Here is a 26,968-nt window from a genome sequence, read left to right as displayed (position 1 = left end):
TGATCATTTGATTGGGAAAGGTGTAGATGACATGAGCAGAGCGCAAAGACAAATGAACTTAAATGTGTTTCTTATGAACGCGGGACATCACGAGGCGGCATGGCGCCGCCCGGATACGGAGCCGCACCATATTACCGATATCAAGTACTTTCAGCGTCTCGCGCAAACAGCGGAAAATGCGAAATTTGACTCGCTGTTCTTAGCTGATGGACTTGCGGTAAGCCCTAATATTAAGCACGGCGCTTTTATCGGATTGGAGCCGTTCACTCTGTTGTCCGCGCTGGCTGCCGTTACTGAACGGATCGGCTTGATCGGAACGGTATCGACGACCTATAACGAGCCGTTTCATGTGGCCCGCAAGTTCGCTTCGCTGGATCATATCAGCAAAGGCCGTGCAGGCTGGAACATCGTCACGTCCGGAAGTGAATTCGAAGCGCACAACTTCAACAGGGACACGCATTTGGAACACGGCAAACGGTATGCGCGGGCCAGAGAATTTCTGCAGGTGGCCACCAGCTTATGGGACAGTTGGGAAGATGATGCGATTGTTATCGACCGGGAGTCGGGTACTTTTGCCGACAGCCGTAAAGTCCGCCCCATTCACCATACGGGAGACACGTTCAAAGTACGGGGGCCGCTGAATGTCCCCAGACCGCCGCAGGGATACCCGGTGCTTGTGCAGGCGGGTTCCTCCGAGGACGGCAAAGAGTTTGCCGCCCAGTATGCCGAAGCCATCTTTACCGCGCAGCAAACATTGGCGGACGGGCAACAGTTTTATTCCGATGTGAAAAGCAGGCTGGTGAAATACGGACGAGATCCGGATCAGTTGAAAATATTGCCGGGCATTTGCCCGATCATCGGCGACACGGAATCGGAAGCGAAGGAAAAGGAGCAGGAGATCAATGAATTGACAGTGCCGGCTTACGGGCTGCAGCAGCTGTCAAACATGCTGGGCGTAGAGTTATATACATATCCTCTTGACGGTCCGCTGCCCGAATTGCCTGATATTGACAAGATTAACGGCAATAAGAGCCGTTTCCAACTGGTCGCCGATCTCGCCAAACGGGAACAGCTGACCATCCGCCAATTGATTCATAAGCTTGCGGGCGCCAGAGGGCACCGTGTATTTGCCGGTACGGCGCTGCAAGTCGCTGACCAGTTGGAAGAATGGTTTACGTTGGGGGCCGGCGACGGGTTTAACGTCATGCCTCCCTATTTGCCTGGCGGACTGGAGGAGTTTGCGCAGCAAGTTGTACCGGAGCTTCAGTGCAGAGGATTATTCCGCACAGAATACAGCGGCTCGACACTCCGCGAGCACTACGGCTTAAGAAGACCGGTCAATTCATTTACCGCAGCCGCAGTCCTTGACGGATGAAGATTTTACCGACGCATGGAATTTGAAGCTGCTTGGTTATATACGCACGATCAGAGCGGTTTTGCCGCATTATCAGGAAAGACGGCAGGGCAGCATCGTCAATATCGTCGGCGGTGCCGGACGGACGCCTTCTCCTTTGTTCCTTCCCGGTGGGACCAACGCCGCGCTGTTAAATTTCAGCAAAGGCTTTTCCAAGGAGCTTGCGAAATACGGGATTCGGATCAACTCGGTGTCTCCGGGGCTTACGGCTACGGAAAGAGCGGAAGTGCTTGCCCTGCAGCAAGCTGAGGCGAAAGGAATTTCCGTTGAGCAGTATAAGGCGGAGAGCACAGCAGCGATCCCGCTGGGCAGGCTTGTGGATCCGCAGGAAATTGCGGATATTGTGTTATTTCTCGCATCCGATCGGGCTAAGTCCATTACGGGTGCTGAAATATTGGTGGACGGCGGCCAGCAGCCGGGTGTGTAACAGAAGATCAGGGCAGTGGAGCTGGAGGCTGCCCGGATACAACCATATTCTTGAGGAGGTTTTGGAATGAGTAACGTGGGCAACGACAATGCGGTGGAGTTGAAGGCAAAGGTGCACCCGATCGCCGGGCGGATCGGTGCAGAGATTACGGGTGTGAAGCTTTCCGCGGATCTGGATCCGGAGACTGATGCAGTAATTAAGGAGGCTTTATTGAAATATAAAGTCATCTTCTTCCGCGGCCAGCATCATCTGGATGATGCAGGACAGGAGGCGTTGGCTGGATTGTTCGGCGACCCGGTTGCACATCCGACCGTGCCCAAGAAGGAGGGAACGGGTTACATTCTGGAGCTCAATGCCGCACATGGACGCCGCGCGGACTCGTGGCATACCGACGTCACTTTCGTCGATGCTTATCCGAAGATTTCGATCCTGAGAGCAGTAACTGTTCCGAAATCGGGCGGCGATACCGTTTGGGCCAACACTGCGGCTGCCTATGAGCATCTGCCTGAAGAGCTGCGCAAGCTGGTCGATAGGCTGTGGGCCTTGCATACGAATGAATACGACTATGCCGCAAATCGAAGCAAAGTGTCGGACGAGGCGCTTCGCTATCACCGGGAAGTGTTCACATCCACGCTGTATGAGACAGAGCACCCGGTCGTAAGGGTGCATCCGGAGACAGGCGAGCGTTCACTGCTGCTGGGGCATTTTGTAAAGAAAATTATCGGCCTGTCGTCCGCCGATTCCGCTTATCTGCTGAGCCTGCTGCAAAACCATGTGATTCGCTTGGAAAATACGGTGCGCTGGCGCTGGTCCGCCGGCGACGTGGCGATCTGGGATAACCGCGCAACTCAGCATTATGCCATCAACGATTACGGCGACCAGCAGCGTATTGTACGCAGAGTGACGGTGGATGGCGATATTCCTGTCGGTGTGGACGGAAGACAAAGTGTAACGCGCAAGAAGCTGCCGAATGATGGCTTATCGGACGAGGCGACGGCATAACAACGGGTCTATGGAAGCCCGTAAGAGAGCGGCGGCATGGTGCTGCTGCGATCTTGCGGGTTTTGTTATGGATAAACCGAATAAAAATAATCAAACAAGGAGTCATGATGCGATGAACCGGATGAGCATTTCCATTTTATACAATGAAGTTCCCGTAGTCGTGAATTTGATCGGAACCGATCTTAAGCTGATTCCATCCTTATTATCCGCACTAAAGCAGAACAAAATTACGTTATCGTCCATTCAGGAGCCGCCCTGGCAAATTGACTTGTTTAGCTCGGAGGCGGTACTTTACTTCAATGCGGGAGATAAATACAGGATACCTATCTTTTAATGGCCGGCGATTCGCCGAAGCTGCCAGGAACACGGCGCACAACGTTTGGCAAGCGGCAAGCTCTTGAGCGGCGGGCCGTATTTCGTTATGGTTCATCCCTCCAAATTCATGGAGGGATTTTTCAAATCCATACTTGACATATCGGAATTATCGATATAAAATTTCCTTATCCAAAAGTATCTTTCTATTCATTTATTAACTGCATTAATAAAATCGACGCCGATTGGACATGCCAAAGGCTCCTGAATTTCCTTTCATTTGCGAAAGGACAGGGGTCTTTTTGCGTTTTTTAGCAGATAACGTAAATGGACTCCGGCACAATACCTGATTTAAAAAATGGAGGGAAATCATGGAACATCATCACGATCATTTATTGGAGGAATTGGACTACTACTTTCGCAAAATGGTCCGGAAGTTTGTCGTCGAACGGGACAAAATTGCGATCGAAGGCCTGGTCAGCCTTCCCCAAATTTTGATTCTGAGGCTGCTGGATCAAAAAGGGCCGCACAAAGCAGGCGAATTGGCGGATGAACTGGATTTTACTACCGGCGCGATCACGGCGCTGTGCGACAAGTTGGTAAAGGCGGGGTTGATAGAGCGCGCAAGAACCGATCTAGACCGCAGAATCGTCATTGTACGCATTACGGAAGCGGGTAAAGCGTTTCTCAAGCGCAATGAAGGCATAAAGGGGAAAGTGCCCGGGGTTCTCTTTGATGGATTTACGGAAGAAGAAAAAAGAATTCATCTGGATTTTTGTCTACGAATTTTGGCCAACTTGCCGAGAATGTCCGAAGCGGTGAAGCCATTTACCACACCGAGAAACGAATAACGTTACATCAACTATCATTTAGGGGAGGAAAAACCATATGAAAATCAATGCATTGAAAACGGCAGTTCTTACATTTAGTGTGTTTACGCTGGCTTTAACAGCCGCTTGCTCTACGTCGACTACGGAAAATAACGCGGCAGGCGCCCAAACGGGTGCAGCCGGCGCGAAGCAGACAACGCCGGTCAAGGTCAGATTAGCGATCGATACGGCGGCAGGAGGCTCCTTTCAATTCCGTATCGCAAAGGAAAAAGGTTTTTTTCAAAAGCATGGCATTGAACCGGAAATATCCAATTTCGCTTACGGGATCGATACGGTCAACGCTTTGCTGATCAGCCAAGCGGATACGGCGCTTGCGGCAGACTATGCTTTGGTCAACTCGCTGGGGAAAGGGGATATGACGGTTGTCAGTGCGCTTACTCGCACAAACGAGCAATCCGCCGCCAAGACGCTGCTATTCGCGAGAGACCATATCAATACGCCGGAAGATTTTAAAGGGAAGAAGCTCGGCGTGGCCAAAGGAACCGTGTATGAATACGTCTGGGCCAAGTATCTGGAAAAGAACAATATCGACGAAAAAGAAGTGACCTATGTGCCATACAGTACGCCGGATGAAGCGATCGTTTCTTTGCAAAAAGGAGACATGGATGCCGTGTGGATCGGAGGCGCGCTGGTCGATAAATTTAAGGCTATCAAGGGCGTCAAAGCGTTAATCGACGTATCCGGCTCCGGTGTAAACATCAGTTCATATTTGCTGGTCGATACGGCGTTCGTCAAAAACAACCCGGATGCCGTCAGCTCGGTGCTCAAAGCGTTGGATGAGGGGATTCGCTATATTCCGGATCATAAAGAAGAAACGGCGGAGGTGGCGTTCAAGGAGCTGAAGCTGCCGAAAGACCGCGTTTTGGAAGACTTGCAATCGACGAACTATACGCTTGGATTTACCCAAGAGGATTATCTTCATCTGCAGGATGTCAAGAAATGGGTCGAAAGCAAAGGCATATTAAAAGACAAGTACGAACTGAAGGATAAAATTAATATCGAGCCGTTGAAAAAAGCGCTGCCTGAAACGGTAAGCTACGAGCCGTAAGGAGATGGGTTGATATGGCTTTATCTGCAACACCGAAGACCATTCATATCGAAAACGTCAATAAAGCGTTCCCTGATGCTTCCGGGACCAATGTCCACTATGTGCTGCGAGATGTGAATCTGGTCGTTCAGGAAGGAGAGTTTTTCGTTCTTCTCGGGCCGAGCGGCTGCGGGAAATCGACTCTGCTGAATATGATCGCAGGCTTTATCTCGAAAACGGAGGGGCGTCTTGCTCTCGGCGATGAAGAAATTAACAAGCCGGGCAGCGACCGGGCCATGGTATTTCAAAGCGCGGACGCTTCTTTGTTTCCGTGGCTCACCGTCCGGGAAAATGTGGAGTTTGGCCTGCGCATGAAGAAAGTTCCGAAGGCGGAGCGGAACCGGATTTCCGACGAATTTATTCGGCTCGTCGGGCTTGCAGGGCACGAAGACAAATTTCCCAAAGCGCTGTCCGGGGGAATGAAGCAGCGGGTGCAGCTGGCAAGGGTGCTGGCGAACGATCCGGCCATTCTTCTCATGGACGAGCCGTTTGGCGCATTGGACGCCATGACGCGCCGTACGATGCAGAAAGAACTGATACGTATTTGGCGGCAGACGAACAAGACCGTTGTGTTTGTGACGCACGATATTCAGGAGGCGCTCCTTCTGGGTGAAAGAATCGGCATTATGTCTATCGGTCCGAATTCGCGGATCTCCAAAGTGTATGACGTTCCGCTGCCGTATCCCAGAGACATGGCGGATGCGAGATTCCTTGAGCTCTTGCAAGCCATTGAGAGCCATTTTGAAGAATAGAGGGGGGCGCCAAACTTGGCTTTTTATAAAAAACTGCTGAATACGGGCGTAGTAACCTGGATCATCGTATTGATCGGTTGGCAGCTCCTGTCGGTGAGTTCCCATCCGGATTTTCTGCCTGGTCCTGTGCATACGTTTCGGGGAATGGTGGAATTAGCCCAGGACGGATCGCTTTTTCGTTACATCGGGATCAGTTTCGCGCGGGTGCTTACAGGCTGGGTGCTCGGCTGTGCTGTAGCCGTACCGATCGGGCTGCTGATGGGCAGGGTGACCATCATCCGCACGTTGACGGAACCATTCCTTAACTTCATCCGGTTTATTCCGCCTCTGGCCTTCATCACCTTATTTCTGCTGTGGTTCGGGATTGGGGAAACGTCCAAGATTGTTTTGATTATGTACGCCACATTATTTATCGTCATCCTGAATACGATGACCGGCGTGCTGTCGGTCGAGGAGGATAAGGTTCGTTCGGCCAGAAGCATGGGGGCTTCCGAGTGGCAAATCCTGCTCCATGTGATCATTCCTTCGACGGTGCCTTATATATTCACGGGCATGAGGCTTGCGATGGGCACATCGTTTATGGCGATTATTGGCGCAGAGATGGTGGCTTCCAATGAAGGCGTCGGATTCATGATCTGGAGCTCCAGACTGTACTTCAAGACGGATTGGATTTTTGTAGGCTTGTTCTCTTTGGGCGTGATGGGATTTGTCACGGACCGTCTGCTCGGCTGGTTCGGGAGCGTCGCGCTGTCGCGTTACGGTATTGTAGGCGGGGCCGTATTTCGCGGGAAATTAAAGTAATTTCAATCTAAAGGAGGGCTTGGCATGTCTGCATGGAAAGAGGAAACGTTTCAAGGCGTGATCGGCCGAACCGTGGAAGAATCGGTGCCTTGGTGGCCAAAACCGGATAAACCGTCCGAAGGACGCCCCAATATCGTGATCATCCTGTTGGACGATCTTGGTTTCGCCCATCTGGGCTGTTACGGTTCCGATATTCACACGCCCCATATGGATGCGCTGGCAGCGGGGGGGCTCCGCTACAATAATTTTCATACGACGGCGATTTGCTCACCGACGAGGGCATCGCTTCTGACCGGGAGAAATCCGCATAGCGCCGGGGTGTCGTTCGTCTCCGAATATGACAGCGGTTTTCCTCATAGCCGCGGAAAAGTACGCAAAGATACGGCATTGATCAGTGAGATTTTGCTGGAACATGGTTACAGTACCTATGCCGTAGGAAAGTGGCACCTGACGCCGGGCAAAGAGCAAAGCAATGTGGGACCTTTCGACAATTGGCCTTTAGGAAGAGGATTTGAGCATTACTACGGCTTTTTGTCCGGCGCGACAAGCCAGTGGTATCCTGACCTGGTGGAGGACAACCGCAGGGTGCCCCAGCCCAAAACACCGGAGGAAGGCTATCATTTAACGGAGGATTTGACGGATAAAGCGATCGAATATATTCGTGACCACCACAGCGCCGCGCCGGACAAGCCGTTTTTCTGTTATCTGGCCTACGGTGCCACGCACGCGCCTCATCATGCTCCCAAGGAGTTTATCGATAAGTACAAAGGGAAATATGACAAAGGCTGGGATTGTACCCGCGAAGAGTGGTTTGCCAGACAGCAGGCGCTGGGCATTATCCCTGCGGATGCGAAACTGCCGCCCCGCAATCCAGGCGTGAAGGCGTGGGATGAATTAAGCGCCGACGAGCAGAGGCTGTATGCCCGGATGCAGGAAGCATTTGCAGGCTTTCTGGAACATACGGACTATCATATCGGACGCTTTATCGATTTTCTGAAGACCATCGGACAACTGGACAATACCTTGATTCTCCTGCTTTCCGATAATGGGGCTTGCGCTATGGGCGGAAAAGAAGGAACGGTAAATTCCTGGAACGGGCTGGGGACTCAAGAGTCGTTTGAAAGTAAATTGAAACGAATAGACGAAATAGGCAGCCCTTTGGCCAATAATCATTATCCTGCCGGTTGGGCGCAAGTCGGGAATACGCCTTTAAAGTGGTATAAATCGTTCGTTCATGCGGGAGGAGTCAAGGATCCGCTGATTATCCATTATCCTGAGAAGATCAAAGATGCCGGAGCTATTCGCAGCCAGTATCACCACGTCATCGATATCGTACCGACCATTCTGGAACTGCTTCATATCGAAGCTCCATCCGTATTGAAGGGTGTGCCGCAGAAGCCGATCGAGGGAGTCAGCCTGGCGTACACGTTTGATGATGGATCGTTGCCGACACGCAAAGAGATTCAATATTACGAAATGGTGGGCAATCGGGCCATTTACTATAAAGGTTGGAAAGCCGTGGCGGCCCATAAGCCGGATACCCCGTTTGAAGAAGATTCCTGGGAGCTGTACCGGGTGGATGAGGATTACTCGGAAATGAACGATTTGGCCGGGCAAAAGCCCGAAATATTGCGTGATTTGATCGACCGCTGGTGGGTGGAGGCCGGCAAATATGGCGTGCTTCCGCTGGACGGGCGTTCGCTGGCCGGGAAAATCCGTACCCGGAAATCGGTCATCACCCAACCCGCCGGACCGGTACGGAGGAAGTATTATCCGTCTCCGTCCCGTTTCCATGCCTCGGTCGCCCCGGATCTTCGCAATAAATCCTTTGAGATCCGTGTGCCGTTATCCCGTCATACCTCCGAGGAAGAAGGAGTGTTGATTTCCCAGGGGGACGGTTCCGGCGGTTATGTACTGTATATCCAAAACAACCGGCTTGTATTTTACTACAACTATTCCGGTATCGGGAAATACACGGTCATCTCGGATCAGGAGCTTCCTGCCGGTTCGATCGTTCTCCGTTTGTTGATGCTGAACACAGGTGACAATGAAGGGACAGTCAAAATGTTCATTGAGAATCGGCAGATCGGGGAAGGAACCGTCGGTCATACCGGCTTTCTCGGATTTGCCGGCGGAGCTTTTCAAATTGGGCGTGACGATCAAAGCGCCGTCAGTCCTGCCTACGCGGCGCCGTTTGCCTTCACCGGCACGATCGACCATGTAGCCATTACGCTAGGCGCCTACGATTTTGATGTTGAAGCGGCTGTGATCCGTGAATTGGCAACGGAGTAGCCTAATGCAGAGCAGGTAAATACCTCCGGGCGAGAACCGGGGAATTTTGGACAACCGATGAATTTGATATGGAAAGACCGCATAAAGGGTGTCACCCATAGGTGACACCCTTTATGCGCAGCAGGCAGTCACATGCTGCGCGAAATTTCATTGACATGTGTACAAAACAGTAAGGAATACAAATACAATGTAGTGATCTATGGAGCACATTCTTAAATTATACCGAACGAATTCATTCCTGTGTCAGTACATTATTTCAAATGGAGGTTGACAGACGATGACGGAAAACCCGAAAACGCTAAAGAGTAGTTCGATTACAAAAGAATGCAGCACAATGGATGGATTATGCCAAATATTGGAAGAAATTGATGCGGAATATGTCTTTGGCATTCCCGGCGGTTATATGGGGAAATTGTATGATGCATTGTACGAGTCCCCAAAAGTAAAACCGATTCTTGTCCGGCATGAACAAATTGCAAGTATTATGGCGGAAGTATTCGGCAGGTTGACGGGCAAGCCGGGGGTTTTCACAGCACAGGGTGCCTGGACCCTTTCGAATGGATTGATGGGGCCTTTGGAAGCCGTTCAGGGTAGTTCACCTATGTTGATTTTAACGGATATGACGGATAATTTCCCGTATTCCCATCATGGTTCATATCAAGCGGGTACAGGAGAATATGGAGGTTATGACGTAAAGAAAGTTTTGGATGCGGTTACAAAATATGCGACGGCGGTATATGGTCCGGAGCAAGCTTTGCAAAGCGTTCAGTTGGCGGTAAAACATGCCGTTTCGGGAAATCCGGGACCTGTGGGCGTGGTGTTCCACAGCTCGGCCATTAACGGAAAAATCAAACCCGACAGCTCCCCTATCATTTATCACTCCCGGCGCTATCTTGTGAATGATAAAAAGGGAGAAACCCATGACAAGATCAAACAGGCATGCCAAGTACTGTCCGGCGCCAAAAGACCGTTTATTATTGCCGGAAACGGGGTTCACGGTTCGAAAGCTTATGCCGAGCTGCAAACCTTTGCCGAAATGATCGGAGCGCCCGTCGGAACGACGGCGCAAGGGAAAAGCGCTATTGCCGAAACGCATCCGAACGCTGTAGGCGTGCTCGGCAATTGGGGACAGGATGCCGCGAATGAGCTTTTATCAGAAGCCGATGTGATTCTTGCTGTCGGTTCCAGGCTAGCGCCTACGGATACATGCAACGAAACGACGAAACTCATTGATCCGTCGAGACAAACGATAATCCAAATTGATATTGAGGCCAAACATGCCAGTTGGGTATATCCTGTCGATATTCCGCTGATTGGCGATGCCAAAATCATCCTGAATCAATTGATAGACATGATCACGCCTTTGGATGCAGGGGAACTTCAAGCAAGAACAGAAAAAATAAAAGCTTGTAAATTGGCAAACCGGTACATGGTTTGCGATGAGATGGAATCGGATGCGATCCCGATTCTTCCCCAGAGGTTGGTGAAGGAGCTGCAGGAAGCCGTTGACGAAGACACGGTGATTACGCTGGACGCAGGTGAAAACCGCGTGTTTATGACCCACTTCTTTAAATCGAAAGCGGCAGGAAGCATTATACCGCCCGCCTCGGCCGGGGGAATGGGATATGCCATGCCGGCTGCGCTGGCCGTTAAATTGGTAAAACCGCAAAGTAAAGTCGTGGCCGTTACGGGCGACGGAGGTTTCGCGATGACCATGAACGCGCTGATTACTTCCGTCCAGTACACGATTCCGTTCGTCACCATTATTTTTAATAATTCTGCGTTAGGCTGGGTCAAAAATGCCCAACACGGCCGGATTATCGCTTCCGAATATGACAACTGCAACTTTGCCGATATGGCCAAAGCGATGGGGTGCGACGGCATCAGAGTGGAGAATCCCGATGAATTGGTCGGCGTCATCAAGCGTGCATTGGCCTCCGGGCGTACGACAGTGATTGATGTAGCAACAACAGACCGGGAAAGTTATAAGAAGGTCATGTCCGCCATGGCCGTGTCCCTGGAGGATTGAGATTTGCCCATCATGGAAGAAGGGGGTAGTCAGATGATGAAACATTTCCAACCGAAGCTTATAGCCATGCTTCTTATTCTCATCATGGTGACGGTGTCGGCATGCGGCCCGGGCCATCCGTCCGGTACCTCAAACCACGCCGATTCCGGTGAGAACAAAGAAGCGCTCTATATAGGCGCGCTGTTCCCCCGAAGCGGAAATCTGGCTCCACTTGGAATTGAAAGCTTCAGGGGTGCGGAATTGGCCCGTCTCGAGCAAAATCAGGCCGGCGGTTTGCTGGGCAAAACAGTCGCATTCAAGGAAGCGGATGCCCCTAGCCCCAACGCCGCACAAGCGGAAGCCGACCGTTTAATCAACAAGGAAAAAATAACAGCGATCTTGGGGAGCTATTCCAGTTCCATCTCGATGGCGGCAAGCCAGGTTGCTGAAAAGAATAGGGTGATCTATTGGGAGGGAGGAGCGGTTTCTACAGCAATCACCTCCAGAGGCTTTAAATATGTGTTTAGAACCCAACCCAACGACACGATGTCGTCAAGGGATCAAGCCCAATTTGTAGCGGATGAACTGACAAAGAGTCTCAATAAACCAATCGGCGATCTGAAGATTATGATTGTACATGAAGATTCCGAGTTTGGAACGAGCGGGGCGGACCGATTCAAGAAAGCGATTCAGGCTGTAGGAGCCAAAGCACCTCCCGTTTATCCTTATAACGCCCAAGCCAAAGATTTGACATCGATCGTTCTCAAGATCAAGGATGCCCAGCCGGATATCCTGTTTGCGGTCTCTTATGTGACCGACGGTATTTTGTTGACTCGCCAGATGCTTGAAAATAAAGTCGAGGTTCCCGTATTCCTCGGCGCCGGCGCCGGTTATTCCCTTACGGATTATGCGAAAGCGCTGGGCAACGATAAAGTAGAAGGCAACATTAGTTTTGATGTGCCGCAGTTTACGACTAATCCGAAATATACACCGGGAATGGATCATTTTATCGAAGCCTATAAGAAGGAATATGGCGAAGAGCCGCACAGCGCTCACTCTCTGATTCATTATTGGTCTGCTAAACTGCTCTTCCAAACGATTGAAAAAGCGGAGTCTGTTGAACCGGATAAAATTCGCGAGGCCGTATTTACATGGGATCAGCCGGAGGGGCAAAGCCCGACGGGCTGGGGCATTAAGTTCGGGGAGGACGGACAAAATCAACGCGGCAATTTGTTTGCCCACCAATGGAGAGACGGCAAAATGATCGTCGTATGGCCGAGAGCGGCCGCTTTGAGTGAATTTACATTAGAGTAATGAATCGCATAAAAAGGAGGGGATGATGCAAATGCTGCTGCAGGTTATCGTATCAGGCATATTATTGGGCGGTATGTATTCCCTCATTACCATAGGGCTGACGTTAATTTTCGGCGTGGTTCGCATCGTTAACTTTGCTCATGGCGAGTTTCTCATGCTGGGCATGTTTCTTTGCTATTTCTTGGTAACTTCTTTGGGTATCGACCCTTATCTAACCATGCTGCCGGTTGCTGCAGTGTTATTTGCCCTCGGGGCTTTTACTCAAAAGGTGTTTATACAGCCCTTGCTTGGCGACGAAAATTCCCAGCTCATCATTACGGTAGGCATGATGTATTTTCTGCAAAACGCAGCGCTGTTTTTATTCGGCGGAGAGTACCGAACCATTAGCGTAGACTATCAGAATACCGTCATGAATATAGGAAGCTTGAATGTAAGCTTGACGAAAGTCGTTTCCTTTGCGATCACCATTTTCATTATTGCGGCGTTGTTTCTTTTTCTAAAGAAAACGTTCTATGGAAGAGCGATTCGCGCGGTGGCTCAGGATCGAAATGCCTCGCTGTTGATGGGCATCCCTGTGAATCAGGTATTTCAAGTTACTTTTGGCATTGGCGCAGCGATCGTTGGGGTAGCTTCTTGTTTGTTGATGCCCATATTTTACGTATATCCTACGGTCGGTATGAACTTTGTGCTCATCAGCTTTGTCGTAGCGGTTCTTGGCGGGTTAGGCGATATTCGAGGCGCTCTGGTTGGGGGACTTTTGATCGGTGTCATCGAATCGGCGAGCGGATATTATGTGAGTCCGGGATTGAAGGAAGCGTTTTGTTTTGTCATCTTCTTCCTCGTATTGATATTTAAACCTGCCGGAATGTTAAGCAGCAGAAATAAAGACCTGGTGGTTGAATGATATGAGATTACAAAAATATTACGTTGCCATGACACTCGGGTTTGTGTTGCTCATTTTGCCGGTTTTTTTAACGGATAAGCACCATTTGAATATCGCAGTGATGACCTTAATGTATGCCGCCCTCGCTTTATTTTGGAATTGGGTGGGGGGATATACCGGCCAGTTATCATTTGCCCATATTGTCTTTTTTGGGATCGGAGCGTATACCTCGACCTTGTTATTTCTTCATTTTAACGTCTCTCCCTGGCTCGGAATGCTTGTTGGGGGAATCCTTTCCTCTGTGATTGCAGGTTTTTTAAGTTATTGGACCGTAAGGCTAAAAGGCCCCTTTTTTGCTCTGGCTACCCTCGCTTTATCCCAAGTGAGTTTAATTGTGGCCGTATTCTGGAAAGATTTAACGGGAGGTTCCCAGGGCTTGAGCCTCCCGCTCGCCATGTCGTTCCAAAACATGCTCTTCGATTCCAAAGCCGCTTATTATTTTATCATATGCGTACTTGTACTCATCGGGCTGTCCGTTTCTGTTCGAATTGAAAATTCCCGGACGGGATACTTATTGAAAGCGTTGAAATTGTCGGAGGCGGCTGCGGAGGCCGTAGGAATTAACTCCTTGAAGCTCAAAGTAAGAATCATGTGCTTAAGCGCTTTTTTCACTTCTTTAGCGGGAACCTTTTACGCACAGTACATTATGTATATTGACCCTTACAGCGTTTTTAATCTCGAACTGAATATTCTCATGATTCTGATCGTCATGATCGGAGGCCAGGCCGCTTATTTGGGACCTATGATCGGGGCTCTTCTTCTGGTGCCGGTGAATGAGGTCTTACGTTCGGAATTGGCGCAATTCGGCGACGGTATACACGGGATGTTATACGGCGCCATTCTCATGCTGATTATCATCCTTGCACCTCAAGGCGTGATTGGAATGCTGCGCAAATGGAATACGAGACGGCTGTCGAAATATCAGTCTGAATAAGGAATGATGGATATGGAAGTATTGCGGGTCGAGCATGTGACGAAACGATTCAAAGGTGTCATTGCCGTTCATGATATCAGCTTTGCTGCGGAAGCGGGGGAGATACTCGGGATTATCGGTCCGAACGGAGCAGGAAAAACGACTTTATTCGATCTGTTGAGCGGTTTTTTGAGGCCGAATGAGGGGAGGATATTGTACCGGGGCAGGGATGTGGCGGACTGGAAAAGACCTAGTGATTTTACGCAGAATGGCATTGCCAAAACCTTTCAAAAGGTAAAGCCATTCCAGGATATGACGGTAAAAGAAAACGTTATGGTTTCCGCTTTCAGTAAGGTGAAGACGATAGAAGAAGCCGGAAAAACGGCGGAAGAAATTCTCGAAAAAGCTCTGTTGTCCCACCGCACCCATGTGTTGGCCGGCACATTGACGATAGGGGAAAGAAAAAAACTGGAATTGGCCAAAGCACTGGCAACAAGACCGGCGCTCCTTCTGCTGGATGAGGTAATGGGCGGTCTTTCGGAGAGTGAAATGAATCAAGTGATCGATGTCATTAAGTCCCTTCGAAGCAAGGAGCTTACCATCGTTATCATCGAGCATATCATGAAGGCGATCATGACCTTAAGCGACCGGATCATCGTCATCAACTTCGGCCAAAAAATTGCCGAAGGCACTCCGGACGAGGTGAAAAGAAATCCCGAAGTGATTAAAGCTTATCTGGGAGGGGGTGTGGCGTTTGCTGAAACTTGAGAAGGTCACAGTATATCACGGGGATGTTTTGGCTCTAAAGGAAGCTTCTATTGAAGTAGCAAAGGGAAAGATCGTCGCATTGCTGGGCAGCAATGGCGCCGGCAAAAGCACAACCATCAATTCGATTTCCGGTATTTACCGTCCCCGGGAGGGGGCTATCCTGTTAGGGGAGGAGAAGATCCATCAGCTTACGCCCAAAGAGATCGTGGAACGGGGAATCGTTCAAGTTCCTGAAGGAAGGAAGCTTTTCCCCGATTTAACGGTTATCGAAAACATTCAGCTCGGAGCCTTTTGCAAGAGGGCAAGAGCTTCCATGAAAGAGCGGTTGGAGATGATTTATGCGTATATGCCACGGCTCTATGAAAGAAGAAAACAAATCGCAGGAACGCTTAGCGGGGGTGAACAGCAAATGTGTGCGATCGCACGCGGATTGATGGCGCAGCCGGATCTCTTAATGCTGGATGAACCTTCATTAGGCTTGGCCCCTTCCATGGTCGAGCAAGTATTCGAAATTATTGCGAAGGTCAATAAGGACGAGACAACGGTACTGCTGGTCGAGCAAAGCGTTCATCGGGCCCTTTCGATATGTCATTACGCCTATGTGCTGGAAAACGGTAAAATCACATTATCCGGAAGCGGAGAAGAACTTCTTCATAACGACGAGCTTCTTTCGGCTTACTTGGGCATATAGCGAGGGGAAGCGGAGGAATGAATATGGAACATAAACCGCTGAAGGACAAAGCAGCTGTCGTTACGGGAGCCGCGCGGGGACTTGGAAGAGGCTATGCCCTCAGATTGGCGGATTTGGGGGCCCATGTCGTTGTGGCGGATCTCGATTTACACTCGTTTACCGATTTTGAAATGGAAAAAAATCAGATGACGGGAGAAACGGTAGTAGAAGAAGTAAGGCAGCGTGGGGTACGATCATCAGGCTATGAAATCGATGTAACCGATGCAAAAGCTTGTACTGCTTTGATGGAAAAAGCCATGGATGAATTCGGACGGATCGACATTGTGATTTGTAATGCGGGCGGAGGCGCGGGAGGGCTTACGGAAAGCTTTGCCTCAAGGCTCGATATGGTCCAGACGCGAAGGATAATGGAAAGGAATTTGTACGGTACGATTCACACCTGCATGTCGGCATCCCCTTTTATGAAACAACAAAAGTCGGGAAAAATCGTAACGGTATCGTCTATTGCCGGCCTCCAGGGCAATGTTGACGGCAGTTACGCACATTATGGCGCAGCCAAAGCCGGTATCGTCGGCTACACCCGATATCTTGCACAGGAATTGGGACCGTATGGGATACAAGTGAACTGTATCGCTCCCGGGTATATTGCGACCGGCAGATTAAACGTGCAATTTGAAAAGATCGGCAAAGAAAAGCTGGAATCCGACACGGCGTTAAAACGGCTCGGTACCGTTGAAGATTGTGCCAATGTCATTCAATTTTTAACGACGGGTTTATCGGATTATGTGACCGGACAGGTGATCCCGGTATGCGGCGGTCTCATCAGGGGGTAGGAAGGAACCGCCTCACTCCCTGACGACGGACTGGAGGCGGTTTTCGTTTGGGCCGTTAACTGGCTGTGATGGGGTGTCTGACAATTTTTACGTCATAAAACGATATTTTGTTCGAAATAATATACTCCGGTAATCCCTCGCGGTGGGAGTGGGCTTCGCGGAACGCTTCGCTCCGGGTCCAGGCCTGGAAGTCTTCCTTGCGATTCCACCGCGTGCTGACCGTAACCTCATCATATTCGGGCGTATTTTCTGTCAGCAGGACTTCCAATCCGAGAAAGCCTTCCATGTACTCCACTTTTCCTACTTTATCGAATCGTTCGATTAATTTATGCGCATTTCCTTTTGTAATTTGAGAAGTATTTGTCACAATGACCATGGTCTATTCCTCCTATATCGATTCTAAAGTTTTAACAGGTATAATCATCGGATATTCGTCTGCAAAGGTTACTTTGGCTTCAATTTGATAGACCTCCTTTAAAAAAGCGGGGTTAATGATATCCTTTGGTTTTCCCGTTGTCATGATTTTCCCGTTTTTTACGGCGATCATGTAATGACAGTAACGGGCAGCCTGCTGCAGATCATGAAGCACCATGACGATTGTGATGCGGTATTCCCGATTAATTTTCTGCAGCATTTCCATAACGTCCAGCTGATGTGCGATATCCAAAAACGTTGTAGGTTCATCCAGCAGGATGATGCTCGTTTTTTGGGCCAACGCCATAGCAATACGCGCTTTTTGCTGCTCACCTCCAGATAAAGTATGAAACATCCGCTGCTCATGTCTTTTTGTGCCCGTGACTTCCATGGCCCAATCCACGATGCGTTCGTCGTCGGCAGTCATACGATCGAAGAGTCTTTTGTAGGGAGAGCGTCCGTACGAAACAAGCTCTCTTACCGTCATATCGGGAAGCGAATGCTTGGACTGGGTCAGCATGGAGACGATTTTGGCAAGGGCGATGGCCGGATAGGTTTTCGCCTGCTTTCCTCTAATATAGATTTCCCCCTGATCCGGCAGCAGTAATTGACTCATGAGTTTTAGCAAGGTCGACTTGCCGGAGCCGTTGGGACCCACAATGGCCGTCATACACTCACTGGGGATCGAAAGGGAGATATCATGCAGTCGGAATGCGCCTGCATGGAATGCCATATGGTTGGTTTGAATAGCGGTCATCGCATGATTCCCCGTTTCTTCAGTAAAAATAAAAAGAACGGCGCACCTAAGGCGGCCAGCAATATACCGACAGGCAGCTCAATCGGATCGAACCACGAGCGCGCTATCGTATCCGCCAGAACGACCAGTGCCGCTCCCCCCACAATGGAAAGAGGCAGCAAGAAACGGTAATCATCGCCGACAAGCAGCCGGATGGCGTGAGGGACGACCAGGCCGACAAAGCCGATTAAACCGGCTACACTGACGGCAGTCCCGGCCAACAAAGAGGCCAGTAAAATAATCAGGAATCGCTGCAGCTCCACTTTTTGGCCGAGAAGTTTAGCCGAATCATCCCCCAAAAGCAGCAGATTTGACGGTTTAATCGCGAATAGGGTTAAAATGAGCCCTGTGATGGCATAAGGAGCCATGAATTCGAGATGATGCCAGCTCCGCCCGCTTAATCCTCCCGCCAGCCAGGGCAGGACGGCTTGAACCCGTTCGCTGTATAAAACCATAAACCCGTTGGTGATAGCCCCTAATAAGGCATTGATGGCCACGCCCGCCAAAATGATTTTGAGCGGCGACGCTCCCTTATCCCAAGCCATCATGTAAATCATAAGGGATGTGATCAAGGCGCCCAGGAATGCCAGAGCGGGGAGCAGGTAGCTCAGCTGCGGAAAAACGATCATGGAAATAATCGCAGCCAGACCGCCTCCTGCGGAAACCCCGATAATGCCGGGATCGGCCAAAGGATTCTTCATCACACCTTGCAAAAGAGCTCCGGAAGCGGCTAAACAAGCTCCCACCAAAAGGCCGATCAGCACTCGGGGCAATCTTAAATTCATAATGATTTTTTCGTGTACAGGCTGGCCGTCGGCATGAAACACAGCCCATATCTCCTGCAGGGATATCGTGACGGAACCGTAGGTTAAACCGTAAAAAGCTACAATGATAAGAAACATAGGGACAACGGTAATCACAAGCTTTCTTCTCAAGCGGCGTTGTGTAATATTCATCAGATGTCACTTCACGTCTTGCAGCCGTTTATGCAGCAGATCAAGCGCCTCAATCACTCTGGTGCCGGGATTGGTGCCAAAAAGATCCGCCGGCAAAACGTCTACGCGATTTTCTTTGACGGCGTCCAAGCTGTGCCAGGCCGCGTTTTGCTGCATTTCTTTTAAAAATCCATCCTTCACTTGTTCGGGGTTGCCATGACTCATGAGAAGTATAAGCTGAGGATTCGATTGGATTATTTTTTCCGTATTTAGCTGGGCATATTGAGGATAGTTTTCCAGCTTCGGATAATCGGCTGCAATATTTTCTCCTCCGGCCTTGACCAGGATATCGCCACTTAAGGAATTGTTCAAAGCGGCCATATAGGTGCCGGGGGCTCCATAGACTAATAACACTCTCGGTTTTACGGTATTCTCCTCCGGGTTGATTTCCTTCACTTTCTGATCGATGGCAAGAATCAGCTCGTTTGCTTTGGATTCCTTCTGCAAAAGTTGACCGAAAAGCTGTATTTGTTTTTGGATATCGCTGATCGAATTGGCTGAGGTCAACATTATTTTAGAGCCGATGCCTTCGACGGAGGGGATGTCCTTCGTATTCATCGGATAGTTCCCAAGTACGACATCGGGACTTAGATACGCGATTTTCTCCAAATCAATGCCATGCGTAGTTCCGATTTGTTCCGCTTGGGCAGCATCCTTGATTGGAACGGGGCCGTTGGATGTAGGTCTTCCGACCACCTCGCCTCCCAGAGCATATACAATATCCATATCTCCGTTGCTTAGAACCGCTATTTTGCGGGGAACAGACGGAAAGTCAATGCTGCGTCCGGCAAAATCTTGAATGGATACGGCCTTCGGAGCAGATGCTGCAAGAGCGCCGGTACCGTCAGGTTGCGTTTGGCTGCAGCCTGAAGCCAGCAATAGCGCTATAGCCATGAAGATAAAGCCCCCGTATTTCTTCATAAAAATCCTCCTGTTCCTTGTATTGGGCGCTATGTGATTATTGAGAATCATAAATGATAATGAATATCAATGTCAACAGCTTTTTATGGAATCATTAGCCAAATTTATTGCTATTAACCCAATTTTTTGTGACTTGAGGCCGAAAAAGGATGGCCGCGAGGGTAAATAAAATGGTTGACAATATTTAGGAAGCTGAGATAATATCAAATCGAAAGCTTGGATAACAACCATTTTTTTCTCAAAGAAGGCAGGGGTGTTGTACAGATGAGCTAGAAAAACGACAGTAGTCAAAAGTACCATAGTCGCACAACGAAAGTCATTTTTTTTAAGCTCCAACTGAGAATGATAATCATTTTCTTGGGGGGTACCATAACAATGGAGGACATCAACGTGAAAAGGTTTTTTGCCGCCCCGTTTTTTGCACTGTCGCTGGTGCTCGCTTTCGCCTTGTTAGTTTCACCGCAAACAGCCGGTGCCGCCCCCTCCCTTTCCGACGGCACTTACACCATTGACTATGTCATCACAAAAGCGGAGAACGATTCGGTATCGATGGCGAATGATTATTTTGAAAAGCCGGCTATCCTGACGGTCAAGAACGGTACTGTAACTGCACAGATTCAATTGAATCACAGCAAATGGATCACGGTTTTCAAAACGCCTGTCAACGACAGCTTTGTCGATGCCAAAGTGGTAGGCAGTGACAGCGCTGCCGACAAAAGAACGGTTGAATTCGTAGTGGACGACTTGTCCAAGCCGTTAATTTCAAAAATACATGTCACGGTAGAGTCGATTGATTACGATCACGATTACACCATTCGTTTTATTTTTGATGAAAAAAGTATAAAAAGTGTCGGCACCGGAAAGGATGCGGCACCTGCCGAAGTAAGCGGGCAGGCCAAAAGCGGGACCTCCGCTGCTTCCGTCCGTTCGTCCGATGCAGCAGCGGTTTCCGGAAAATCTCAACCGGCGACTCGGCATAAGTCCGATGCTGCCACAGCGGATGCATCCGCCGGGAAGCAGACCGTTGAAAATCCCCAAACGGGAGATACGGCGCCGATCGCGGGGTTGGTCGTTTTGCTGCTGATTTCGTCTGCATTTGTGATGGTTAGAATCAAATCCGCATTTTAAAAATTCAACACGGAACACAATGGGGGCTGGTAGTGAGTAGAAAACGGTCCGTTGAAACAACTCCCGTACCATGAATAGGATGTTGACATTGATTAGATCACATTGTAGCTGTGCCAAAAGAACGCATCGGCCTGGCGGAGAAACAGAGTGAGCGCCTGCTGCCCGGCTTGATTGGAGAGTGCAGACTACCGTTTCAAAGGAGCGTATCATTTTGAACAGATCATTCAGGAAACATGTTTCCCTTTTTCTTATGCTGTTTGTTTTTTTGGCCACCATACATATCCCGGTTCCGGTCGCTCATGCGGTTGACAGTCCTGAAGCGAGACTGGACTCGAGACCTGCCGGGGCTGTTCAATTCGTTTTCGGCAATGAGATCGAGGTGGCCGTTAAGATTAGCGGCGTGACAGATGCGGTTTATGAGCAGGTGCATGAGCATGAAGCGACGGTCCATTTCGATCCGAATGAGCTGGAGCTCGTCCGGATTCCGACGATAGACGACAGTTATTTCCATGCTCCCGAATCTACCGAGCTATCGCCGGGGGTCGTTAAAACTACCCACACGGTCAAAAGCGCCGGCAACCCTTATGCCTTCAGTGGCGGCGCGGAAAAAAGCTTCTCGGTATTTGTTTTTAAGTCTAAAATCCCTGCAGCCAGTAACCCTGTAGTTACCGTGTCCGACATTTACATTACGAACGGACAAGGGGATAAGCTGAAATTAAACGATGTGTCGTACACGGTTCATGTGGTGCCTGCTGGAGATAAAACGGCATTGAGGGCTTTGGTGTCACAGGCTCAGAGCGTACATGACGAGGCCGTGGAAGGAAGCGCACCCGGTCAATATCCGATAGGGTCGAAAAATACGCTGCAGGCTGCGATTACTCAAGCCGATCATTTCGTCAAAGAAGGATCCGCAGAGTATTCCGAGCAGGAGCTGAATACGGCGCAAGCGGAACTTCAAACGGCGCTTTCGGCGTTTACGGCGTCAGTCATTGGCCAGCCGGAAAGCGCCTCGCTTCAGGACGGAGAGTACAATATCGGCTTTACGATTTATAAAAAGGGCACGGATGAACCGTCGGTAATGTATGATTATGTGGATCGAAACAGCGGGAAGCTGAAGGTCCAGGGCGGGAAAAAGCTGGTTTCCTTTACCTTGAAGCAAAGTGCGGAAACGCTGTCGTTCAAGACGGAGCGGGACGGCATTTTGGTGGAAACGACCACGGTAAGCCGTGACGAGGCGGCGAACACCAGGGTCGTGCAATTCGAGGTGGACGATTTGTCGGCCAGGTTAGCCGGTTGGGTAAAGGTGTATTGGGTGCTGCCTCCCCCGATCGGTGTTTACGACCACGAGTACGAGGTGGATTTAGGCTTTAGCGATATTGCCACCATCGTGAACAAAACGCAGCTGAATGCGTTAATCGCGGATGCCCAATCGAAGCATGACGCAGCGGTGGAAGGAAGCGCAGCCGGACAATATCCGGCGGGAGCAAAGAGCGCGCTGCAGGCTGCGATCAATCAGGCTAAAGCGACGGCTGAGAATCCGGCAGCGACCCAGCAGCAGGTGGATCAGGCCGTAACCGCGCTGCAAACGGCGCTTTCGGCGTTTACGGCCTCGGTCATTAGCCATCCGGGAGGCGGTTCGCTTCCAGACGGAGTGTATACGTTCGAGATTGTCGGAACCTCTGAGGATGAGTCGGACATTCCGTTGAGCTCCTATATGGAGAATACCGGGGAAATCAAAGTTGAAAACGGAAAAAATATCGTTTCGTTTAAACTGAAAAACGGTGCTGCGATAACGAAATTGCAAATGCTGAAATCCGATGGGTCAACACAAGATATTTTACCGAAAGTTGCTTTAAAGCAATCCGGAGTCGTAAGCGTGTTAAGCGCCGGAGAAAGCACTACAGAGGCTCAGTTTGAATTGGAAGACTTGTCGGCGAGCTACAGGCTTATTCTTGAGGTGCCGCAGGGCGAAGATAAGGCAACGCGCACATTCCGGATTGCGTTGGGTCAAATCAATCCCGTTACCTCAAATCCAGGAACAAATCCGGGAGGCGGGACGATCCCGTCCAATATTCATGGAATTGAAGATGGCACTTACAGCATCAATTACAAAATATTGAAGTATAATACCGAACAGAAGTCGGTCATGCAGGATTACGTCATAACCCCCGGAACGTTGACGGTAACCAACGGACAGATGTATGCGTCGATCACGCTCAAGCAAAGTAAAGAAGTGACCGGGTTTCGGGTCGCGGACGGGGACAGTCTCGTGGATACCGAAGTCGTGAACGTCGATGAGGCGAAAAATACGCGCGTCGTTCGATTCAAGGTCGCGGATTTGACGGCCAAGCTTAAAGCTTGGGTGAAAATCGAATGGCCGGAGTTCAAATATTTCCACGATTATGATATTCACATTACCTTCGATAAGTCCAGCCTGATCCCTATCGACGCGAACGGGGCCAAGACGACTGTCAAGCCGTTTACGGAAGAGCTGGAGCCCGGCGAATACGCGATTGACTTCGTCATAAACAGGCGGGGGACAGATCAGGCGTCGGTCGCGAACGATTATGTGAAGCATCCCGCGAAATTGACGGTGAAAGACGGAAAAAGCTATGTCGCCCTCATTCTGAACCAAAGCAAAGAAGTGCCCGGCTTCAAGGTAGAGGTGGACGGCAAGCTGGTCAATGCAGAGGTCATTGCGTCGAGCAAGGAAGACAATTCAAGAACGGTTCAATTCGACGTAGTAGACGCTGAGACGAAGATTTATGCGCAAATCCGCATGGCTGTTCCGGACAAATATGTTGGCGATTATGATGTTGAAATCCTGTTTGACAAGGACAGCATCAAGACCTATGTCGAGGAAAAGAAGGAACCAAAGGAACCAAAGGATCCAAAGGATTCGGACAATGCCGATCACCCTTCCGGCTCTAGCCCCATCATTGAGCAGGTACGCTTGAAGGATATCGAGGACCATTGGGCGAAGGCTTTGATCGAGCGGGCCGTGGGACTCGGCATCGTCAACGGCTATGAGGACGGTACCTTCCGTCCGGAGCGCCAGGTAAACCGTGCCGAATTTATGGTGATGATCAACCGGGCGCTCAAGCCGAAAGCCGCTGCAGCCGAACCGACCCTTGCCGATTTCGAGAACATCCCGGAATGGATCAGACCGGGTCTGGCACAAATGGTGGGCTCGGAAGTGGTTAGAGGCTATGAAGACGGAACCTTCCGTTTAGATCACACCATTAACCGCGCCGAGTTGGCGGTGATGATGATTCGGGCGTCACGAATTCCATTGGCTTCGAATGCAGAGCTTACTTTCGCGGATGCGGATCAAATTCCGGAGTGGGCGAAAGCCGAAGTGGCCACAGCGCTCAGTCTTGGGATAATGAATGTAAGAGACGATCAGCATTTTGCGCCGAAGGCAAGTGCGACCCGCGTAGAAGCAGTAGCCTACATTCTTGCGATGATGAACCAAATCAAGTAAGAAACGAATGGATAACCGATAGTAGATGCATACAGGGGGAGGCCGGGAGACCGGCGTCCTCCGTATTTTTGGAATACCTGACAGGCCGCTTCGATCCGACGAAAGGAGGCAATAGCAAGATGAACAAAGTAATAAGCGCGATAATGACTATTCTTCTGTTAGCTGTGATTACAGGCTGCTCATCGGAAGCTGACGCGAATTCGAATGCGAAGGTCGATACGACTGCAGCGGAAGAGAATACCGGGCATCGAATCGTGGCGACGACAGTAGCAGCCACGGAAATCATGGATGCATTGGAACTTGATTTGGTAGGCATCCCGACCAGCTATAAGCAGCTGCCCAAACGATACGAAGGAACTACGAAGGTAGGCAATCCGATGAGTCCGAATATGGAAATTTTGAAATCGCTCGACCCGACGGAAGTGCTTTCCGTGACCACACTGGAGTACGATCTGGCACCGGTATTTGAAAACGCGGCTGTTCCGGCGAGCTTTCTGGACCTGACCAGCATCGGCAGGATGAACGACGCGATTCGGTCGCTCGGCGACAAATACGGCCGGGAAAAGCAAGCGGAAGCGATCATTCATCGGTTTAACGACAAAATGGAACAAATCCGAAAAGAAACGGAGGGCAAAAAAAGACCTAGCGTTCTTATATTGCTCGGCGTGCCGGGGAGTTATCTTGTGGCTACCGAACATTCGTACATTGGAGATCTCGTGAAGCTGGCCGGTGGGATAAATATTGTGCAGGGCGAAACCGTCGAATATTTGGCTTCCAACACCGAATATTTACAGCAGGCTAATCCCGACGTCATTCTTAGGGCGGCGCATGGCATGCCGGACGAGGTCGTCAAAATGTTTGATCAAGAGTTTAAGAAAAATGATATTTGGAAGCATTTTGACGCTGTGAAAAACAACAGAGTTTACGACCTGAAAGAAGAGTTGTTTGGAACAACAGGTAATCTTGCTGCGGTTGAAGCTTTGAATGAACTCGTCAAGATGCTGTATCCTTAACTACGAAACGATAGAGGGCAATGGTTATGAATAAAATCGTTTTAAGCTTTACCGGTATCGTCGTTTTGCTCCTTGCCGTGACTGTCTTTTCCGTAACTACAGGAAGTATAAAGGTTGGCGGCTTGGAGCTGATTCAAGGTCTGTTTACCGGTACGAATAAAAATGTGGAAGTCATTAAAGATTTGCGCTTGCCAAGGATTATCGTAGCTCTGTTTGTCGGGGCATCGTTGGCGGTATCCGGTGTGCTGCTGCAAGCCGTCATGAGAAGCTCTCTGGCGGATGCCGGCGTCATCGGCATCTCTTCGGGAGCCGGATTCATATCCGTCCTCTTTGTAACGATTTTTCCGACCTTTTTTTTCTGGCTGCCGCTGTTCGCTTTTATCGGCGGCGCTTTGGCATGCTTTCTGGTCTATTCGCTCTCCTGGAAGTCGGGTCTTAGTCCCATACGGATCATTCTGGTCGGGATTGCCATTAACGCTACGTTTACGGGTTTAGGACAATCGTTCAATTACAGAGGCAGCTATGCGGTGACAACCGTGAATCAGGCGACGACTTCCATTTTTACGATGAAAACATGGAGCGACGTCCAATCGATTGCCATTTACGGTTCGATCGGACTGCTCCTTTCCTTGTTCTTATGCTCGTGGTGCAACCTGCTGTCGCTTCAGGACAAATCGGCAAAAAATCTGGGCTTAAACGTATCGCGGGCCAGGCTGCTCATTTCCGCGGTCGCCGTACTTTTGGCCGCCGTATCCACCGCGATCGGGGGACTCATCGCTTTTGTCGGCTTGCTGGTGCCTCATATTGCACGGCTGCTGGTTGGCTCGGACCATAGGGTTCTCATTCCGTTCTCCGCCCTTGCAGGAGCGCTGCTTATTTTGACGGCTGATACACTCGGCCGCACTCTGCTTGCACCTGCGGAAATACCGGCATCCATTATTATGACCGTGATCGGCGGCCCTTTTTTAATATTCCTGCTGAGAAAGAGTGACCGCGTCTATGGAAATTAATCAAGTAAGCTTTTCGTATGATCGAAGAGTGGATCATCTGAAATCAGTAAACGGTGAAATCGAACTTGGCAAAATCACGACCATTATTGGTCCGAACGGCTGCGGCAAGTCGACGCTTCTTGGGGTCATGTCGCAGCATTATGCTCCTCATAGCGGTCAAGTGATATTGGACGGCAAATCGATTTACAGCTACACACCGAAAGAACTCGCTAAAAAATTGGCGGTTGTCCATCAGCATAACGATGCGCCTGCCGATATGACCGTTGAAATGCTGACCGGCTTTGGCCGATTGGCGCATAAAAGCATGTTTGCTTCCCGGAGGGATGAGGATGCTGAAGCCATCGATTGGGCTTTAGCTTGCACGAATCTTCAAACCAAGCGCCATACAACGATAAATCAACTGTCCGGGGGGGAACGGCAGCGGGTTTGGATCGCCATGGCTTTGGCCCAAAAAACGCCGATCTTGTTTTTGGACGAACCGACCACTTTTCTGGACATTTATTACCAGTTTGAACTGTTGGAGTTGATTAAAAGCCTGAATGTAAATTATGGATTGACGATTGTCATGGTGCTGCACGACATTAATCAAGCGATCCGTTATAGCGACAACGTCCTGGTGATGAAGAATGGGGTCATCGAACTGAAAGGCAAACCGGATGAAGTGATTACGGAGAAGACGATTCATTCGATCTATGGGGTTCAAGTGGTCGTGAAGCATGACGACGCTGCGGGATTATACGTGGTTCCGGTGGGTATTTAA

At 50.0% G+C, this 26,968-nt stretch carries 25 protein-coding genes; 21 read left to right on the top strand and 4 right to left on the bottom strand.

What is annotated here, in order from left to right; translation table 11 throughout:
* Window positions 1-31 precede the first annotated feature (31 nt).
* The 16 genes from NR121_RS03790 (at window position 32) to NR121_RS03715 (ending at window position 16,447) form a co-directional block, all read left to right on the top strand.
* Window positions 32-1,375, top strand: coding sequence for an LLM class flavin-dependent oxidoreductase (locus NR121_RS03790; protein ID WP_054817962.1), 1,344 nt, complete (start codon window positions 32-34; stop codon window positions 1,373-1,375).
* A complete protein-coding gene (locus NR121_RS03785) occupies window positions 1,365-1,841 on the top strand; it encodes an SDR family oxidoreductase (protein WP_256830532.1) in 477 nt (158 codons plus the stop codon). Before NR121_RS03790 ends, NR121_RS03785 begins: the two co-directional genes overlap by 11 nt.
* A gap of 66 nt (window positions 1,842-1,907) precedes the next feature.
* Entirely contained in the window at window positions 1,908-2,843 is a 936-nt protein-coding gene (locus NR121_RS03780; RefSeq protein ID WP_054817961.1) for a TauD/TfdA dioxygenase family protein, read from the top strand.
* A gap of 112 nt (window positions 2,844-2,955) precedes the next feature.
* Entirely contained in the window at window positions 2,956-3,177 is a 222-nt protein-coding gene (locus NR121_RS03775) for a hypothetical protein (protein ID WP_054818012.1), read from the top strand.
* A 349-nt stretch (window positions 3,178-3,526) separates the two neighbouring features.
* Window positions 3,527-4,006, top strand: a complete 480-nt coding sequence (locus NR121_RS03770) for a MarR family winged helix-turn-helix transcriptional regulator (RefSeq protein ID WP_054817960.1) — start codon at window positions 3,527-3,529, stop codon at window positions 4,004-4,006.
* Window positions 4,007-4,043: 37 nt separating this feature from the next.
* Entirely contained in the window at window positions 4,044-5,093 is a 1,050-nt protein-coding gene (locus NR121_RS03765) for an ABC transporter substrate-binding protein (protein WP_062407347.1), read from the top strand.
* Window positions 5,094-5,107: 14 nt separating this feature from the next.
* On the top strand, window positions 5,108-5,884 hold the full coding sequence (locus NR121_RS03760) for an ABC transporter ATP-binding protein (protein ID WP_054817959.1): 777 nt from the start codon (window positions 5,108-5,110) through the stop codon (window positions 5,882-5,884).
* Window positions 5,885-5,899: 15 nt separating this feature from the next.
* Window positions 5,900-6,685, top strand: a complete 786-nt coding sequence (locus tag NR121_RS03755) for an ABC transporter permease (RefSeq protein ID WP_062407351.1) — start codon at window positions 5,900-5,902, stop codon at window positions 6,683-6,685.
* Between the two features lie 24 nt (window positions 6,686-6,709).
* The gene (locus NR121_RS03750; protein ID WP_256830527.1) at window positions 6,710-8,977 is read left to right on the top strand and encodes an arylsulfatase; all 2,268 of its coding nucleotides are present in this window, start codon (window positions 6,710-6,712) and stop codon (window positions 8,975-8,977) included.
* Window positions 8,978-9,254: 277 nt separating this feature from the next.
* Window positions 9,255-11,006 (top strand): thiamine pyrophosphate-binding protein, encoded by a 1,752-nt coding sequence (locus NR121_RS03745; RefSeq protein WP_137669972.1) that lies wholly within the window; start codon window positions 9,255-9,257, stop codon window positions 11,004-11,006.
* Between the two features lie 33 nt (window positions 11,007-11,039).
* Complete coding sequence (locus tag NR121_RS03740; protein WP_256830526.1) at window positions 11,040-12,299, top strand: ABC transporter substrate-binding protein; 1,260 nt, start codon at window positions 11,040-11,042, stop codon at window positions 12,297-12,299.
* Between the two features lie 22 nt (window positions 12,300-12,321).
* Window positions 12,322-13,203, top strand: a complete 882-nt coding sequence (locus NR121_RS03735; protein WP_256830524.1) for a branched-chain amino acid ABC transporter permease — start codon at window positions 12,322-12,324, stop codon at window positions 13,201-13,203.
* Between the two features lies 1 nt (window position 13,204).
* Window positions 13,205-14,176: a branched-chain amino acid ABC transporter permease gene (locus NR121_RS03730; RefSeq protein ID WP_062407361.1), complete on the top strand. Its 972-nt coding sequence runs from the start codon at window positions 13,205-13,207 to the stop codon at window positions 14,174-14,176.
* 12 nt (window positions 14,177-14,188) lie between these two features.
* Window positions 14,189-14,923, top strand: a complete 735-nt coding sequence (locus tag NR121_RS03725) for an ABC transporter ATP-binding protein (protein WP_054818011.1) — start codon at window positions 14,189-14,191, stop codon at window positions 14,921-14,923.
* On the top strand, window positions 14,901-15,614 hold the full coding sequence (locus tag NR121_RS03720) for an ABC transporter ATP-binding protein (protein WP_309144119.1): 714 nt from the start codon (window positions 14,901-14,903) through the stop codon (window positions 15,612-15,614). Before NR121_RS03725 ends, NR121_RS03720 begins: the two co-directional genes overlap by 23 nt.
* 23 nt (window positions 15,615-15,637) lie before the next feature.
* Window positions 15,638-16,447, top strand: a complete 810-nt coding sequence (locus NR121_RS03715; protein WP_062407365.1) for an SDR family NAD(P)-dependent oxidoreductase — start codon at window positions 15,638-15,640, stop codon at window positions 16,445-16,447.
* Window positions 16,448-16,502: 55 nt separating this feature from the next.
* On the opposite strand, the gene isdG is transcribed toward NR121_RS03715, so the two are convergent.
* The 4 genes from isdG to NR121_RS03695 are packed head-to-tail and all read right to left on the bottom strand — an operon-like array spanning window position 16,503 to window position 19,573.
* Window positions 16,503-16,823 (bottom strand): heme oxygenase, encoded by a 321-nt coding sequence (gene isdG, locus NR121_RS03710; RefSeq protein WP_054817948.1) that lies wholly within the window; start codon window positions 16,821-16,823, stop codon window positions 16,503-16,505.
* A 12-nt stretch (window positions 16,824-16,835) separates the two neighbouring features.
* On the bottom strand, window positions 16,836-17,618 hold the full coding sequence (locus NR121_RS03705; protein ID WP_062407366.1) for an ABC transporter ATP-binding protein: 783 nt from the start codon (window positions 17,616-17,618) through the stop codon (window positions 16,836-16,838).
* Entirely contained in the window at window positions 17,615-18,613 is a 999-nt protein-coding gene (locus NR121_RS03700) for a FecCD family ABC transporter permease (protein WP_074727020.1), read from the bottom strand. Before NR121_RS03700 ends, NR121_RS03705 begins: the two co-directional genes overlap by 4 nt.
* A gap of 6 nt (window positions 18,614-18,619) precedes the next feature.
* Window positions 18,620-19,573: an ABC transporter substrate-binding protein gene (locus NR121_RS03695; protein ID WP_062407370.1), complete on the bottom strand. Its 954-nt coding sequence runs from the start codon at window positions 19,571-19,573 to the stop codon at window positions 18,620-18,622.
* A 390-nt stretch (window positions 19,574-19,963) separates the two neighbouring features.
* On the opposite strand from NR121_RS03695, the gene isdC reads away from it, so the two are divergent.
* From isdC to NR121_RS03670, 5 genes are all read left to right on the top strand, one after another.
* On the top strand, window positions 19,964-20,701 hold the full coding sequence (gene isdC / locus NR121_RS03690; protein WP_256830519.1) for a heme uptake protein IsdC: 738 nt from the start codon (window positions 19,964-19,966) through the stop codon (window positions 20,699-20,701).
* 211 nt (window positions 20,702-20,912) lie between these two features.
* On the top strand, window positions 20,913-24,185 hold the full coding sequence (locus tag NR121_RS03685) for an NEAT domain-containing protein (RefSeq protein ID WP_256830517.1): 3,273 nt from the start codon (window positions 20,913-20,915) through the stop codon (window positions 24,183-24,185).
* Window positions 24,186-24,304: 119 nt separating this feature from the next.
* Window positions 24,305-25,198 (top strand): heme ABC transporter substrate-binding protein IsdE, encoded by an 894-nt coding sequence (gene isdE, locus NR121_RS03680; protein WP_054818770.1) that lies wholly within the window; start codon window positions 24,305-24,307, stop codon window positions 25,196-25,198.
* A gap of 26 nt (window positions 25,199-25,224) precedes the next feature.
* Entirely contained in the window at window positions 25,225-26,208 is a 984-nt protein-coding gene (locus tag NR121_RS03675) for a FecCD family ABC transporter permease (protein WP_062407378.1), read from the top strand.
* Entirely contained in the window at window positions 26,198-26,968 is a 771-nt protein-coding gene (locus NR121_RS03670; protein WP_054818743.1) for an ABC transporter ATP-binding protein, read from the top strand. The genes NR121_RS03675 and NR121_RS03670 overlap by 11 nt, the downstream gene beginning before the upstream one ends.

The sequence above is a fragment of the Paenibacillus sp. Pae15 genome (assembly GCF_024519685.1).
Lineage (GTDB): Bacteria > Bacillota > Bacilli > Paenibacillales > NBRC-103111 > Paenibacillus_G > Paenibacillus_G naphthalenovorans.
The sequence above is the reverse complement of the archived record's forward strand: the minus strand, read 5'-3'. Positions and strand labels throughout refer to the sequence as shown.